This is a genomic window from Roseateles sp. P1_C1_2, from assembly GCF_056406535.1.
Window position 1 is genome coordinate 103064 of the sequence record NZ_JBFUAB010000002.1, and the last position, 13906, is coordinate 116969.

A 13906-nucleotide genomic window follows, 5' to 3' on the forward strand; every position below is an offset into this window, starting at 1 on the left:
CCATGACCCTCGACTGGCTCAAACCCGAAGTCGTCCTCGGCTCGACGATGTACGCCCTCATCGGCGTCGTCATCTTCTGGGTGGCTTTCATCATCGTGGACAAGATCACGCCCTACAAACTCTGGGAAGAGCTCGTGGAGCACAAAAACATCGCCCTGGCCATCGTGGTGGGAGCGATGTGCATCTCCATCGGCAACATCGTCGCTGCAGCCATCCACGGCTGAAGCCGTCCATCCTCCTCTGCACGCAGCCTGTCGCACCGCACCTCCGGGTGCGGTGAGCGTCGCCACAATCGCGCCGCTTCAAAACAGGAGGATTCGATGAAGACATGGTTGACCGCAGCCACCCTGGCGCTCAGCCTCACGCTGGCCCACGCCGCAGACGATGCCGCGAAGGTTCAAGCCCAGGCCCAGAAGGCCGACGCCACCGCCCAGGCCTCGGGCTTCAAGATCCGCCCCGTCGACGACGCCTGGCGCGCCGCCCTGCCCCGCAATGCCGAGGCCGCCACCCAGGCCTATATGGACAGGCTGCCGGCCGACGTCGTCGCCAAGTCCGACGCCTACTACACCGGCGGCTACTGGCTGCAACTGTGGAACCTGCTGCTTGGCCTGGCCGTCGCCGTGCTGATGATGAGCGGCCGCCGCGCCGCCCGCGTCCGTGATTGGGCCCAACGCGTGGGCAAGGGGCCGGTGCGCCGCGACATGCTGTTCGGCGCCGTCTACGTGGCCGCCTCGACGCTGCTGACCCTGCCGCTGGCCGTCTACGAAGGCTGGTGGCGCGAACAGGCCTACGGCATGTCCACCCAGACCCTGCTCGCCTGGCTGGGTGAGGCGGCAATGATGCAGGCCATCAACATGGCATTGATGGCCATCGTCGTGGCGGGCTTGTATGCGCTGATGCGCCGCACCGGCGCGCGCTGGTGGATCTGGGGAACAGCCGGCAGCATGGCCGTGCTCATCGTCATCATCGCCATCTCGCCGGTGCTGATCGAGCCGGCCTTCAATACCTACAAGCCGGTGGAAGAAGGCCCCATCAAGAGCGCCGTGCTGCAAATGGCCCACGCCAACGGCGTGCCGGTGGACAACGTCTACGTCTTCGACGCCTCGCGCCAGACGACGCGCATCAGCGCCAACGTGGCCGGCCTGTTCGGCAGCGCTGCCGTGCGCCTGAACGACAACCTGCTGCGCCGCACCTCGGAACCCGAGATCCGCGCCGTGATGGGCCATGAGCTGGGCCACTACGTGATGAACCACATCGCCAAGACCATGGCGATGCTGACGCTGGTGCTCTTCGTCGGCTTTGCCACCGTGCAGTGGCTGCTCGGGCGGCTGCTTGCACGCTTTGCCGGCGTCACCGGCGTCAGCCGCATCGACGATGTGGCCGGGCTGCCCATGCTGGCGGCGGTGTTCTCTGTCTTCTTCGCGCTCGCCACGCCTGTCAACAACAGCATCACCCGCGTGCAGGAAACCGAGGCGGACCAGTTCGGCCTCAACCTGTCGCGCGAGCCGCATGGCTTTGCCGAGGCCCAACTGCGCCTCGTCGAGTACCGCAAGGCTGACCCGGGCGCGCTGGAAGAATTCATCTTCTTCCACCACCCCAGCACCCGCCACCGCGTCTACGACGCGATGCGCTGGCGAGAGGCAATGAGCAGTCCCTGAAGCCCCTCGCCCAGTCGCGCCCCACTGAACGTGGGCGCGCCTGAACGGTCCCCCGAGGGGACGGCGATGCTTGCGGCATCGAGCCGCTAGCACATCGCCAACGCGGGCCGGCTCGGGAGCGGCCCAGCGCTCGGCCCGAAGACAACAAGGAGAGATGTAGTGCCCGCCACACACGACTTCGCCACGCTGACCAACAACGCCCACGAGGACTGGACGCTGTTCGCCATCCGCTTCCACGACAAGCCGAGCGCCGGCGAGCTGCGCCGCCAGCTGCTGCAGGCCCATCTGGAATGGGCAGCAGCCAATGCCGAGATGGTGAGGGCCATCGGCTCGCTGCGCGAGTCGCCCGAGGCGACGCCCGTCGGCGGCCTGTGGGTGGTGCGGGCACCGGACAAGGCCGCCGTGGAGGCGCTGATCGCGACCGACCCCTTCACCACCGGCGGCCTGCGCGCCGGCTGGGACATCTTCTACTGGAGCAAGGCCCTGCCTCAGCCGGTGTCGTTCTAGCGCGGGCGCTGGCGGCGCAAGGCTGCACCCATGACCGCGACGCCGGCCAGCAGCAGCGCATTGGTGCCCGGCTCCGGCACGGGCGCGGCGCCGATGGCGTTGGTGATGGACGAGTCAAACACCAGGGCGGCGTCGGGGTGGCTGGCGAGATAGGCCGGGTCGACGCTGATGACCGGGTCGACCCAGGCGCTGGCCTGGGTGGCATAGGCCGAGTTGTTGAGCTTGGCGCTCGCGAACAGGCTGATGCGCGCGATCTCGCCGGGTTCGGCGAAGGAGAAGGCGCTGACGTAGAGCTTGAACTCGAAGTCGAACAGGCCGCAATCGTTGCCGCCGCCGCCGCAGTTCCAGGTGGTCAACTGGTTGGTGAAGGACCCGTTGTTCACGCCACCCGCGGTCGACGAGTGCACCACGCGCGCGTAGCCGCTGCCCACTGCGCTGCCCGTGCTGGACATGAAGGCCCGGCCCTTGATCGTGATCGGCACGAGGTCGCTGAAGGTCAGACCGTTGGTTGCGTAGAAGTCGTACTGCACCGTCGCGGAGGACGTCGCATTGGCATTGGACTGGCCGGTGCCGATGTAGCCCGAGGTGCCGACATAGGCCTGGGCCATCGGGCCGTTCAAGGTGGCCATGGAGGCAAACGCCGCGTTGCTGTCGGCATGGGACTGGCTCCCCGGCGTGAAGACGGTGTGGTCTCCGGTGGCGGGGTTGTAGTAGCCATAGGCGCCGTAGACATACGGCGCCGGCAGTGCCTGCACGGCCGCCGTCGCGGCAACCAGCAGCAGGCCCGCCAAAGTCTTGCCCATTCTTGTCAGCGTCATCTCCGGCTCCTTGTCTGAATGCGGCAGTGTGGCCGCCGGCATGCCCTGGAACCGGCCGCGCCGCCCTACCGAGAGAGGACGAGAAGCCCCCGCGTCCTCGGGTCGGCGCCGACCCGCGTTGCGGCCCCATGGACAGGCTCTAGACTGCCTCGCCCCGCTTCACCCCCTCCTCAAAGGCCCGCTCATGCCATTGCCGGCTCCGACCCGCCGCCTCGCCCTGCAGGGGCTGGCCGCATCTGCCCTCGCGCTGTTCACGCTGTCTGCCGGGGCGGCCGACGCCAAGCCCGACGTGGGCCTGTTCCTGGCCCGCCTGGACACAGCCGCGGGCACGGTCAGCGACGTCCGCAACGTCACGCCCGCCAAGGGCGCCAACTTCCAACCGTCCTTCCTGCGCGACGGCAGCGCGGTGCTGTTCGCGTCGGACCGCCCGGGCTCCAACAACATCTACCGCCACGACCTGGCCAAGAACACCACCTCGGCCGTCACGGCGACGACGGAGAACCTCTATTCGCCCACGCCGCTGGCCGATGGCAGCGGCTTCTCGGCCATCCGCGTCGTCACCGCGGATCCGGCCTATGGCATCGAGATGAACGAGCCCTCGCTGTGGCTGTTCGGTTGGGACGGCAAGCCCGTCGCGCCCGTCGTGCCGACCAAGCGCATCGGCTACCACGCCTGGATCACTCCCGACCTGATCGCCGCCTTCCTCGTCGACGACGTGCCCGAGCGCAACAACCACCGCGCCGTGCTGATCAGCCGCACCACCGGTCAGCAGACGCTGCTGACCTCCAAGCCCGGCCGGTCGCTCGGCCGCACGGCCGACGGCAAGCGCGCCCTCTTCGTCGACCAGACCGACCCGGCCCACTGGTTCATTGCCGCCATGGGTGTCGGCGACGCCAAACCCCAGGCCCTGGTCGAGACGCCGGCCCTGCCCGAGGGCGAGAAGGAATCCAACCGCAGCCAGTATTTCGTCGCCCTGCCGGACGGCTCGATGCTGATGGCGCGCGGCAACCTCTTCCTGCGCTGGGACGGCAAGCCGGGTGGCGGCTTCAAGCCCTTGGCCGAACTCACCGATCTCGGCGGCGCCATCCGCAACATCGCCGTCAGCCCCGACGGCAAGCGCCTGGCCTTCTCGGTGCTGCTGGCCCCGGCCAAGCCGTGACGGAACCCGGCTCCTCGCGCGCCTCGCTGCCCGAGCTGCTGCTGCTCGCCAGCGTCTTCGTCATCGCCGCCTGCGGCCTGGTCTACGAGCTGGCGGCGGGCGCCCTCGCGAGCTATCTGCTCGGCGACTCGGTGCTGCAGTTCTCCACCGTCATCGGCGTCTACCTGTTCGCGATGGGCCTGGGGTCCTGGCTGTCGCGCTTCGTCGAGCGGCAGCTGGTGGGCGTCTTCCTGCAGGTGGAGCTGCTCGTGGGCGTCATCGGCGGCCTGATGCCGGCGGCGCTGTTCGCCGTGCACAGCCTGCTGCCGCCGGGCGAGGCCGCGGCCTTCCGCGTGCTGCTGTATGCGCTGGTGCTGCTGGTGGGCACGCTGGTGGGGCTGGAGATTCCGCTGGTCATGCGCATCCTGAAGCGCCACTTCAGCGCACGCTACGGCCTCAAGGATCTGGTCTCGCAGGTGCTGACCTTCGACTACCTCGGCGCCCTGCTCGTGGCCCTCGCCTTCCCGCTCGTGCTGGTGCCGCATCTCGGCCTGGTGCGCACCGGCGTGGCCTTCGGCCTGCTGAATGTCGCCGTCGCGATCTGGGCGCTGTGGCTGTTCCGTGCCGACCTGCGCGCCAAGCGTGCCCACACCGCCGCCTGCGCGCTGTCGGCCGCGCTGCTGCTCGCGGCCCTCGCCGGCGCCGAGCAACTGACGACCTGGGCCGAGGACCGCTTCTACGGTGAACACATCGTCTTCAAGCAGAGCAGCGCCTACCAGCGCATCGTCGTCACCGATGGCCGCGCCGGCACCCGCCTGTTCCTGAACGGCAATCTGCAGTTCCACTCCAAGGACGAGTACCGTTACCACGAGGCCCTGGTGCAGCCCGCGATGGCGGCGCACGGGGCGCCCAAGCGCGTGCTGGTGCTGGGCGGCGGCGACGGCATGGCCGTGCGCGAGGTGCTGAAGTACGCCAGCGTCGAACAGGTCACGCTGGTCGAGCTGGACCCGCAGATGACGACGCTGTTCCGCGACAACCCCAAGCTGTCGGCGCTGAACGGCCACGCGCTGTCCAGCCCCAAACTGCGCATCGTCAATGCCGATGCCTTCGGCTGGCTGGAGCAGCAGCAGGACAGCTTCGACGTCATCGTCATCGACTTCCCCGACCCGTCCAACTTTGCGCTGGGCAAGCTCTACACGGCCAGCTTCTACGAGCTGGTGGACCAGCACCTGAGTGCCGGCGGTTATGCGGTCGTGCAGACCACGTCACCGCTGATCGCGCGGCGAAGTTTCTGGACCGTCGTCACGACGATCGAAGCCACCGGCCTGACGACGACGCCCTACCACGCCCATGTGCCGAGCTTCGGCGAATGGGGTTTCGTGCTGGCGTCGCGGCGGCCATTCCGCCGGCCCACGAAGTTCCCCGACGGCCTGCGCTTTATCAGCCCCAGCAGCCTGCCGGCCCTGCTCGACTTTCCGCCCGACATGGCGCGCGTGCCCACCGAGGTGAACCGGCTCAGCAACCAGGTGCTGGTGCAAGAGTTTGAAACCGAGTGGGGGCAGGTTCACTAGGAGCGCCTTTTGCCGGAAGATGGGCTCGCCGGCGAGGCGCCGGCGCAGGAGCCACCCATGCAGACTGCCACCCTGAAACCTGAGGCCCTGGCCCAGGTCGACCTGCCTTCGACGCCGCCCGGCACCGATGCCAGGAATATCGACAGCATCTACGACAACCTCGTCCACGGTGTCGGCCACGAGCACGTGACCGAAGCCAACGTCGAGGCGCTGATGCAGCGCGCCGCGGCCGACCACCACCCGGTGCTGGCCGAAGAGCTGCGCGAATGGCGCTCGAACAGTGACGGCGCCGACGTGAAACCCACCGGCGGCTGACGGCGGGATCACGGCGCCAGGCTGCTACCCTGCCGCCCTTGCGTCCGCCCCCGCCCGTCCATTCCCGCATCGTCTCTCCCGGCCCGTCACGCCGGGCGGTTGTGCTCGGCCTGCTGGCCAGCGGCTGCACGCCCGAGGCGCCGGCCTTGCAGGGCGGCTGGGTCGGCACGCATCCGGAACGTGGCCATCGGCTGCGCGGCGAGCCGCCCAAGGCCGACGGGCCGCTGAAAACCACCGGCGTCCTCATCGTCGGCGCTGGCATCGCCGGCCTGGCCTGCGCGCGTGCCCTTGCCACGCGCGGTGTCGACGACTTCGCCCTGCTCGACCTCGAAGACCAGGCCGGCGGCAACAGCCGCGGCCACAGCCTCGCCGGCTCGCCCTGCCCGCTGGGTGCACATTACCTGCCCGTGCCCGGCGCCGAAGCGCATGAGGTCAGCGAGCTGCTGCACGAGTTGGGCCTGGCCCGCGAACAACTGGGCCGCACCGTCTGGGACGAGAAGCACCTCTGCCACAGCCCGCAGGAGCGCCTCTTCATCGACGGCGAATGGCGCGACGGCCTGCTGCCGCCGCCCAGCGGCGCTGCCTCGTTGGCCCAATACCGGCGCTTCAGCGTTCTCGTTGAAGATGCGCAGCGCAACATGGGCTTTGCCATGCCTAGCCGTCGTGCCCGGTGGAAGGTCTATCACGACGCATTGGATGCTCAGACCTTCGCTACCATGCTCGACAACGATGGTCTGGATGATCCTCGCCTGCGCTGGTATCTCGACTACTGCTGCCGCGACGACTTCGGCGCCGGGGCCGACACCGTGTCGGCCTGGGCCGGCCTGCACTATTTCGCCAGCCGCCACGGCTTCCATGCGCCGGGCGACGAGGCGGGCGAGCGCGAACCGGTGCTGACCTGGCCCGAAGGCAATGGCTGGCTCAGCGCCCGCATCGCCGCGCCGCTGCGCGAGCGCATCCATCTGGGCCGTACGGTGCTGCGCGTGACCGAGCAGCGCCAGGGCGTCGAGCTGCTGGCCTGGAACGAGGCCACCGGCGCGACCGAGCGCTGGGCAGCGCGTGCCGTCGTCATGGCCACGCCGCTGTTCGTGTCGGCCCGGCTGCTGGCCGCCCCGCCCGCTGCGCTGCGCTCGTTGAAGCAGCGCCACGCGCCCTGGCTGACGGCCAACCTCTCCCTGCGCGAGCCGCTGCTGCAACGTGCCGGCGCGCCGCCGTCCTGGGACAACGTGCGCTACGGCACCACGGCGCTCGGCTATGTCGATGCCCACCATCAAACCCTGGACCCGACACCGCATGCGCCGCTGCTGACCGCCTATCTCGCCCTGCCCGAAACCCAGCGCGGCGAGCTGCTGAAACAGCCCTGGCAGCACTGGGCGCGGGTCGTCACTGACGAACTGGCCCAGACCCACCCCGATCTGCCCGCCAAGCTGGAGCGCATCGACCTGTGTCGCTTCGGCCATGCGATGAGCATTCCCACCCCGGGCCTGCGCGGCTCCGCCGAGCTGGCAGCGCTGAACGCCCAACGCGGCCGCGTCGTCTTCGCGCACAGCGACCTGGCGGCGTATTCGGTGTTCGAAGAGGCCTACACGGCCGGCGTCGAGGCGGCGGCGCGGCTCAGCCTCTGAATCTCGGCCTCGCGCGGCGCAAACGCCTTCAGCAAGGCATCCAGCAAGGCCTCGGCCTTGGTGCTGTTGTCGGCGCCATAGTTGCAGACGTAGACGTCCAGCGTCACGCCGCCCAGCTCGGGCCAGGTATGCACGGCCAGATGCGATTCGGCCAACAGCACCACGCCGGTGACGCCACTCTGTTCTTCCTTCGGTGCAAACCGGTGGAAGAGTTCAGCAACGCCGGTAAGACCTGATCTAGTCACCGCGTCACGGCACAGCAGGGCGAGCGCATCCGCATCGCGCATGACCGCCAGCGCCGGGTCGACGCCGTGCAGGTCGGCGGTCAGGTGCAAGCCGTTCATCCGCCGGTAACCGGGGGGAAGAAAGCCAGCTCGTCGCCGTCTGCCAGCTCGGCGGATTCGGCGCACATTTTCTGGTTCAGCGCCGCCCGCACCGCGCGGCCGCTGGCCAACGCCTCGGCGTGAAGGCCGCCACGCGCCATCAAGGCCTCGCGCGCCGCAGCAACGGTGCTGCATTCGGGCAGGGCCAGTGCTTCACCTTCGCCCAGCTTCTCGCGCAAAGAAGCGAAGAAGCGCAGCTTCACCGTGATGCTCACGCCAGCAGCTCCGCAAACGGAATGAAGCGCACCGCGTCGCCGCCCTTGAACGCCTGGCCGGCGGGGTTGTCGAGCAGGCCGTCGGCCCAGAAGGCCGAGGTGAGCACGCCGCTGCTCTGGTTGGAGAACATCGCCAGGCCGCCCTCCTCGTCCAGGCGAACGCGCAGGAACTCGCGGCGCTTGTCGGGCTTGGGCCAGTCGAAGCCCGCCGCCAAGCGGTAGCCGCGCGGCGTGACACGGTTCGCCCCCTGCAGCCTCAGCAAAAAGGGCCGCACCAGCACCAGGAAGGTCACCAGGCTGGACACCGGGTTGCCGGGCAGGCCGATGAAGTGGGCCTCGCCAACGCGCCCATAGGCGAACGGCTTTCCCGGCTTGATGGCGATGGCCCACAGGTCGAGCTGGCCCTCGGCCTGCACGGCGGGGCGCAGATGGTCTTCCTCACCGACGGACACGCCGCCCGAGGTCAGGATGACATCGGCCCGGGACGCGGCCTCGCGCAGCGCGGCGCGGGTGGCGTCCAGACGGTCGGGCACGATGCCCAGGTCGATGACCTCGCAGCCCAGGCCTTCGAGCAGCGCCCGCAGCGTGAAGCGGTTGGAGTTGTAGATGGCGCCCGGCGGCAGCGGCTCGCCGGGCATGACGAGTTCATCGCCGGTGGAGAACAGCGCCACGCGCGGGCGGCGGGTCACGGTCAGCTCGGCGGCACCGGCAGTCGCCGCCAGCCCCACGGCCACGGCATCCAGCCGCGTGCCGGCCGGCAACACGACGGCACCGGCGCGCACATCCTCGCCGCGCAGGCGCACATTGGCGCCGGTGGTGATGGGCTGGGTCACGCTGACCTGGTCGCCCACCAGCTCGGTGAACTCCTGCATGACGACGGTGTCGGCACCCGCGGGCACCTGGGCGCCCGTGAAGATGCGCGCCGCCTCACCGGGCGGCAGCGGGGCGGGCACGCTGCCGGCGGGAATGCGCTGGGTGACCGGCAGGGATTGGCCGGCATCGGCGGCGCGCAGGGCGTAACCGTCCATCGCCGAGTTGTCGGCAGGCGGCACGTCGACCGGCGACACCAGATCGGCCGCCAGCACGCGGCCCGTGGCGGCGCCGGTCGCGAGCGTCTCGCGCCCGGGCAGCGCTTCAGCCCCGGCCAGCAGCCGGGCCAGTGCTTCGTCCAGGGGGATCAGCGGCGATTTCTTGGCTTCAGACATGGGCGTGAATGTAGGCCTTCACCTGGCCCACATCGGCCGGCATGACCTTCACGCGCTTGGGGAGTTGCTCGATGCCTTCGAGGTTCGCGGGCCGCGGCGGCTCGGTGCCCAGCGCTTCGACGATGGTGGCCGCGAACTTGGCCGGCAGGGCCGTCTCCAGCACCAGCATCGTGACGTTGGGATCGCGCTTCTCCAGCGCCACCTTGAGGCCGTCGGCCGTGTGCGGGTCGATGATGACGCCATGCTCGGCATGGCAGCGGCGAATGGTCGCGACGCGGTCGGCATGCGTGCTGCGGCCGGAGATGAAGCCAAAGCCGGCGATGTCGGCATGCTCGCCACCGCCGAGTTCGAACTGCGAGGCGCCGAAGTGCTGTTTCACCCGCGCGCCGTCGCGGCCCAGCAGGTCGAACACGAAGCGCTCGAAATTGCTGGCCTTGGAGATGTCCATGGACGGGCTGGACGTCTCGTGCGTGTCGGCCGTGCCGCGTGGGCGGTAGGCGCCGGTGCGGAAGAACTCGTCCAGCACATCGTTCTCGTTGGTCGCGACGACCAGCTTGGCGATGGGCAGGCCCATCATGCGCGCGACGTGGCCGGCGCAGACGTTGCCGAAGTTGCCGCTCGGCACCGTGAAGCTGACCTTCTCGGCGTTGCTCTTGGTGGCCTGGAAATAGCCGGCGAAGTAGTAGACGACCTGGGCCAGCAACCGCGCCCAGTTGATGGAGTTGACGGTGCCGATGCGGTGCTCGCGCTTGAAGGCGAGATCGTTGGACACCGCCTTGACGATGTCCTGGCAGTCGTCGAACACGCCGTCGATGGCGATGTTGTGGATGTTGGCGTCCTGCAGGCTGAACATCTGCGCCTGCTGGAAGGGGCTCATGCGGCCGTTGGGGCTGAGCATGAAGACCTTGACGCCCTTCTTGCCGCGCATCGCGTATTCGGCGGCGCTGCCGGTGTCGCCCGAGGTGGCGCCCAGGATGTTCAGCGTCTCGCCGCGGCGGCCGAGTTCGTACTCGAACAGCGCGCCCAGCAATTGCATGGCCATGTCCTTGAAGGCCAGCGTCGGGCCGTTGGACAGGCCCTGCAGCGCGATGTGGTCGCCCAGCCAGGTCAGCGGCGTGATCTGCTCGGTGCCGAAGACTTCGGCCGTGTAGACCTTGCGCGTGATCGCGCGCAGGTCGTCGGCCGGGATGTCGGCTATGTAGAGGGACAGGATCTCAAAGGCCAGGTCGGCATAGGCCAGGCCGCGCCAGCGCGCCAACGTGGCCGCGTCGACGCGCGGGTAGGCCTTGGGCAGATAGAGGCCGCCGTCGGGCGCCAGGCCCTCCAGCAGGATGTCGGAGAAGCCGCGCTCGGTCTGGTCACCTCGGGTGCTGATGTACTTCATGTCGGTCTCTGTTCAGGCCAGCTCTTCCTTGCGGATGCGCACGATGGGCGCCAGCACGGTCGGCAGGCCCTGCATCTTGGCCAGGGCCTCGTTCATGCGGCCTTCCACCGTGTCGTGCGTCAGGATGATGAGGTCGGTCTGGCGCTCGCCTTCACCGGATTCACGCTGCAGCACGGCGTCGATGGAGATGTCGTGCTCGGCCAGGATGGTGGTGATGCGCGACAGCACGCCAGGCTGGTCGGCGACGACGAGGCGCAGATAGAAGGCGGTGTGCACATCGGCCATCTCGAGGATGGGCGTGTCGCTCATCGCATCGGGCTGGAAGGCCAGATGGGGCACGCGATGATCCGGGTCAGCGGTGGCAAGGCGGGTCACGTCCACCAGGTCGGCGACGACGGCCGAGGCGGTCGGCTCGGCACCGGCGCCCTTGCCGTAGTACAGCGTCGTGCCGACGGCGTCGGCCTGCACGACGACGGCGTTCATCGCGCCTTCGACGTTGGCGATCAGGCGGCTGGACGGGATCAGCGTCGGGTGCACGCGCAGCTCGATGCCGTTGTCGCGGCGGCGCGTGATGCCCAGCAGCTTGATGCGGTAGCCCAGCTGCTCGGCGTACTTGATGTCGGTGGCCTGCAGGCTGCTGATGCCCTCGACATGGGCCTTGTCGAACTGCACCGGCACGCCGAAGGCGATGGCGCTCATCAGCGTCAGCTTGTGGGCCGCGTCGACGCCTTCGATGTCAAACGTCGGGTCGCTCTCGGCATAGCCCAGGCGCTGGGCTTCCTTCAGCACGACGCCGAAGTCCAGGCCCTTGCCGCGCATCTCCGACAGGATGAAGTTGGTGGTGCCGTTGATGATGCCGGCGATCCACTCGATGCGGTTGGCCGTCAGGCCTTCGCGCAGCGCCTTGATGATGGGAATGCCGCCAGCCACGGCCGCCTCGAAGGCGACGACGACGCCCTTCTCGCGCGCGGCTTCGAAGATCTCGGTGCCGTGCAGGGCCAGCAGGGCCTTGTTGGCGGTGACGACATGCTTGCCGTTGGCGATCGCCTGCAGCACCAACGAGCGCGCCGGCTCGATGCCGCCGATCAGCTCGACGACGATGTCGATGGCCGGGTTGTTGACGAGCTGCTGGGCGTCACCGACGCAGGGAATGCCGTCGCCGACGATGGCCTGGTAGGCCTTGGCGCGCTCGGCATTGCGGGCGGACACCATCGCGATCTCGATGCCCCGGCCGGCGCGACCGCGAATCTCGGCCTGGTTGCGCTGCAAGACGTGGAAGGTGCCGGCACCGACGGTGCCGAGGCCGATCAGGCCGACTTGGATGGCTTTCATCTGCAACGCTCTCAGGAAGAAACACGCCGGCGATACCCGGCAAGAAATCGATCAATGCGGCCAATGGCCTCACGCAAATCGTCCACATTCGGCAGGAACACCAACCGGAAATGGTCGTGCTCGGGCCAGTTGAAGCCGGTGCCCTGGACGATGAGCACCTTCTCCTCGGCCAGCAGCTCGTAGGCGAACTGCTGGTCGTCGGCGATGGGGTACATCTTGGGGTCCAGGCGCGGGAACATGTAAAGCGCCGCCTTGGGCTTCACGACGCTGACGCCGGGGATCTGCGTCAGCAGTTCGTAGGCGAGGTCACGCTGGCGGGCCAGGCGGCCGGTGGGGGCCACCAGGTCCTTGATGCTCTGGTAGCCGCCCAGGGCCGTCTGGATCGCCAGTTGACCCGGCGTGTTGGAGCACAGCCGCAGCGAGGCCAGCATGTTCAGGCCCTCGATGTAGTCGCGGGCATGGCGCTTCTCGCCGCTGACCACCATCCAGCCGGCGCGGTAGCCGCAGCTGCGGTAATTCTTGGACAGGCCGTTGAAGGTGATGAAGAGCACGTCGTCGGCCAGGCTGGCCATGCTGGTGTGGGTCACACCGTCGTACAGCGTCTTGTCGTAGATCTCGTCGGCAAAGATGACGAGCTGGTGGCGGCGGGCCAGTTCGATGATGCCCAGCAGCACGTCGTCCGGGTAGAGCGCGCCGGTCGGGTTGTTCGGGTTGCAGACCATGATGCCGCGGGTGCGCGGGCTGATCTTGGCCTCGATGTCGGCGAGGTCGGGCAGCCAGCCGGCGCCCTCGTCGCAGCGGTAATGCACCGGGCGGCCACCGGACAGGCCGACAACGGCCGTGTAGAGCGGGAAGTCGGGGGCGGGAATCAGGATCTCGTCGCCATCGTTGACCAGGGCGTTGATGGCCATCTGGATCAGCTCGGAGGCGCCGTTGCCGAGATACACGTCGTCGACGCTGACGCCCTTGACGCCCTTCTCCTGCGTGTAGTGCACGACCGCTTTGCGCGGCGCGAACAGGCCCTTGCTGTCCGTGTAGCCGCCGGCATCGGCCAGGTTGCGGATCATGTCCTGCACGATCTCGTCCGGCGGCGTCAGGCCGAACACCGCGGTGTTGCCGATGTTCAGCTTGATGATCTTCTGGCCCTCTTCCTCCATCTGGCGCGCCTTGTCCAGCACGGGGCCGCGGATGTCATAGCTGACGCTGGCGAGCTTGCTGGACTTGGCGATGGGCTTCAAAAGGGGCTCCGGCGCAGCGTTGCTGCAGTGCAAGAAAGGGCCAAAAAGGGGGATCTTGGAGTTTAAGCAAGGCCCGGGCACGCAAGCTGCCGTTCTGCGCGACACTCGCGCCCGGTTTTCCGGCCCTTTCACGATGAAGTTCCAGCTCGACGAGCCGCAAGGCGGCAACAGCATTTCCCGCCATGACGCCCAGGGCGTCTGGGTCAACGGCCGCCCGCACACGGCCAGCGTCCTCGTCCCCTGGAAGGGTGACGTCGTCGCCTGGGCGCCTTCGCGCTTCGAGGAACTTCAGCCTGCGCATTTCGAAGCAATCAAGGCGCTGAATCCCGAGTTGGTCGTCTTTGGCAGCGGCGCCCGGCTGCGTTTCCCGAACCCGGCGCTGTGGCGGGCCCTGGTCGAAACGCGCATCGGCTTCGAGGTGATGGACAACGCAGCCGCTTGCCGTACTTACAACGTGCTGGCCAGCGAAGGTCGCAACGTTCTGGCAGCATTGCTCATCGAGGGATGACCGAACCGA

At 68.4% G+C, this 13906-nt stretch carries 15 protein-coding genes; 8 read left to right on the forward strand and 7 right to left on the reverse strand.

Features of this window, described 5'->3' with window-relative positions; genetic code table 11:
- Positions 1–2: 2 nt before the first annotated feature.
- From AC1D2H_RS02255 to AC1D2H_RS02265, 3 genes are all read left to right on the forward strand, one after another.
- Positions 3–224 carry a DUF350 domain-containing protein gene (locus tag AC1D2H_RS02255; RefSeq protein WP_477928704.1) on the forward strand — a complete coding sequence of 74 codons (222 nt, stop codon included), beginning with the start codon at positions 3–5 and terminating at the stop codon, positions 222–224.
- A gap of 96 nt (positions 225–320) precedes the next feature.
- The gene (locus tag AC1D2H_RS02260) at positions 321–1658 is read left to right on the forward strand and encodes a M48 family metallopeptidase (RefSeq protein WP_478009725.1); all 1338 of its coding nucleotides are present in this window, start codon (positions 321–323) and stop codon (positions 1656–1658) included.
- Between the two features lie 159 nt (positions 1659–1817).
- Positions 1818–2165, forward strand: a complete 348-nt coding sequence (locus AC1D2H_RS02265; protein ID WP_478009726.1) for a YciI family protein — start codon at positions 1818–1820, stop codon at positions 2163–2165.
- On the opposite strand, the gene AC1D2H_RS02270 is transcribed toward AC1D2H_RS02265, so the two are convergent.
- A complete protein-coding gene (locus AC1D2H_RS02270; RefSeq protein ID WP_478009727.1) occupies positions 2162–2983 on the reverse strand; it encodes a PEP-CTERM sorting domain-containing protein in 822 nt (273 codons plus the stop codon). The two genes, AC1D2H_RS02265 and AC1D2H_RS02270, sit on opposite strands and share 4 nt — an antisense overlap.
- A 184-nt stretch (positions 2984–3167) precedes the next feature.
- Between AC1D2H_RS02270 and AC1D2H_RS02275 the strand changes: the two genes are divergently transcribed.
- Genes AC1D2H_RS02275 through AC1D2H_RS02290 form a run of 4 tightly spaced genes read left to right on the forward strand, consistent with a single transcriptional unit; the run spans position 3168 to position 7632 of the window.
- Positions 3168–4142, forward strand: coding sequence for a TolB family protein (locus AC1D2H_RS02275; protein WP_478009728.1), 975 nt, complete (start codon positions 3168–3170; stop codon positions 4140–4142).
- The gene (locus tag AC1D2H_RS02280; protein ID WP_477928694.1) at positions 4139–5692 is read left to right on the forward strand and encodes a polyamine aminopropyltransferase; all 1554 of its coding nucleotides are present in this window, start codon (positions 4139–4141) and stop codon (positions 5690–5692) included. The genes AC1D2H_RS02275 and AC1D2H_RS02280 overlap by 4 nt, the downstream gene beginning before the upstream one ends.
- 57 nt (positions 5693–5749) lie before the next feature.
- Positions 5750–6007, forward strand: coding sequence for a hypothetical protein (locus AC1D2H_RS02285; protein ID WP_477928692.1), 258 nt, complete (start codon positions 5750–5752; stop codon positions 6005–6007).
- A 38-nt stretch (positions 6008–6045) separates the two neighbouring features.
- Complete coding sequence (locus AC1D2H_RS02290) at positions 6046–7632, forward strand: flavin monoamine oxidase family protein (protein WP_477928690.1); 1587 nt, start codon at positions 6046–6048, stop codon at positions 7630–7632.
- Here AC1D2H_RS02290 and speD read toward each other — a convergent pair.
- The 6 genes from speD to AC1D2H_RS02320 are packed head-to-tail and all read right to left on the reverse strand — an operon-like array spanning position 7590 to position 13389.
- Positions 7590–7976, reverse strand: coding sequence for an adenosylmethionine decarboxylase (gene speD, locus AC1D2H_RS02295; protein WP_478009729.1), 387 nt, complete (start codon positions 7974–7976; stop codon positions 7590–7592). The two genes, AC1D2H_RS02290 and speD, sit on opposite strands and share 43 nt — an antisense overlap.
- A complete protein-coding gene (moaD, locus tag AC1D2H_RS02300) occupies positions 7973–8230 on the reverse strand; it encodes a molybdopterin converting factor subunit 1 (RefSeq protein WP_478009730.1) in 258 nt (85 codons plus the stop codon). The genes speD and moaD overlap by 4 nt, the downstream gene beginning before the upstream one ends.
- Positions 8227–9435 carry a molybdopterin molybdotransferase MoeA gene (locus tag AC1D2H_RS02305; RefSeq protein ID WP_478009731.1) on the reverse strand — a complete coding sequence of 403 codons (1209 nt, stop codon included), beginning with the start codon at positions 9433–9435 and terminating at the stop codon, positions 8227–8229. The genes moaD and AC1D2H_RS02305 overlap by 4 nt, the downstream gene beginning before the upstream one ends.
- Positions 9428–10819, reverse strand: a complete 1392-nt coding sequence (gene thrC, locus AC1D2H_RS02310; protein ID WP_477928683.1) for a threonine synthase — start codon at positions 10817–10819, stop codon at positions 9428–9430. The genes AC1D2H_RS02305 and thrC overlap by 8 nt, the downstream gene beginning before the upstream one ends.
- A 12-nt stretch (positions 10820–10831) precedes the next feature.
- A complete protein-coding gene (locus AC1D2H_RS02315; protein ID WP_477928681.1) occupies positions 10832–12151 on the reverse strand; it encodes a homoserine dehydrogenase in 1320 nt (439 codons plus the stop codon).
- Between the two features lie 11 nt (positions 12152–12162).
- Positions 12163–13389, reverse strand: coding sequence for a pyridoxal phosphate-dependent aminotransferase (locus AC1D2H_RS02320; protein ID WP_478009732.1), 1227 nt, complete (start codon positions 13387–13389; stop codon positions 12163–12165).
- Here AC1D2H_RS02320 and AC1D2H_RS02325 point away from each other — a divergent pair.
- Positions 13364–13897, forward strand: a complete 534-nt coding sequence (locus AC1D2H_RS02325; RefSeq protein ID WP_478009733.1) for an Mth938-like domain-containing protein — start codon at positions 13364–13366, stop codon at positions 13895–13897. The two genes, AC1D2H_RS02320 and AC1D2H_RS02325, sit on opposite strands and share 26 nt — an antisense overlap.
- The last annotated feature ends 9 nt before the right edge of the window (positions 13898–13906 follow it).

Bases quoted from the DNA above. Each gene is read 5' to 3' on its own strand.
- AC1D2H_RS02285 (WP_477928692.1), top strand. From the start codon at position 5,750: ATGCAGACTGCCACCCTGAAACCTGAGGCCCTGGCCCAGGTCGACCTG.
- AC1D2H_RS02270 (WP_478009727.1), bottom strand. From the start codon at position 2,983: ATGACGCTGACAAGAATGGGCAAGACTTTGGCGGGCCTGCTGCTGGTT.
- AC1D2H_RS02315 (WP_477928681.1), bottom strand. From the start codon at position 12,151: ATGAAAGCCATCCAAGTCGGCCTGATCGGCCTCGGCACCGTCGGTGCC.
- AC1D2H_RS02255 (WP_477928704.1), top strand. From the start codon at position 3: ATGACCCTCGACTGGCTCAAACCCGAAGTCGTCCTCGGCTCGACGATG.
- AC1D2H_RS02305 (WP_478009731.1), bottom strand. From the start codon at position 9,435: ATGTCTGAAGCCAAGAAATCGCCGCTGATCCCCCTGGACGAAGCACTG.
- speD (WP_478009729.1), bottom strand. From the start codon at position 7,976: ATGAACGGCTTGCACCTGACCGCCGACCTGCACGGCGTCGACCCGGCG.
- AC1D2H_RS02275 (WP_478009728.1), top strand. From the start codon at position 3,168: ATGCCATTGCCGGCTCCGACCCGCCGCCTCGCCCTGCAGGGGCTGGCC.
- AC1D2H_RS02260 (WP_478009725.1), top strand. From the start codon at position 321: ATGAAGACATGGTTGACCGCAGCCACCCTGGCGCTCAGCCTCACGCTG.
- thrC (WP_477928683.1), bottom strand. From the start codon at position 10,819: ATGAAGTACATCAGCACCCGAGGTGACCAGACCGAGCGCGGCTTCTCC.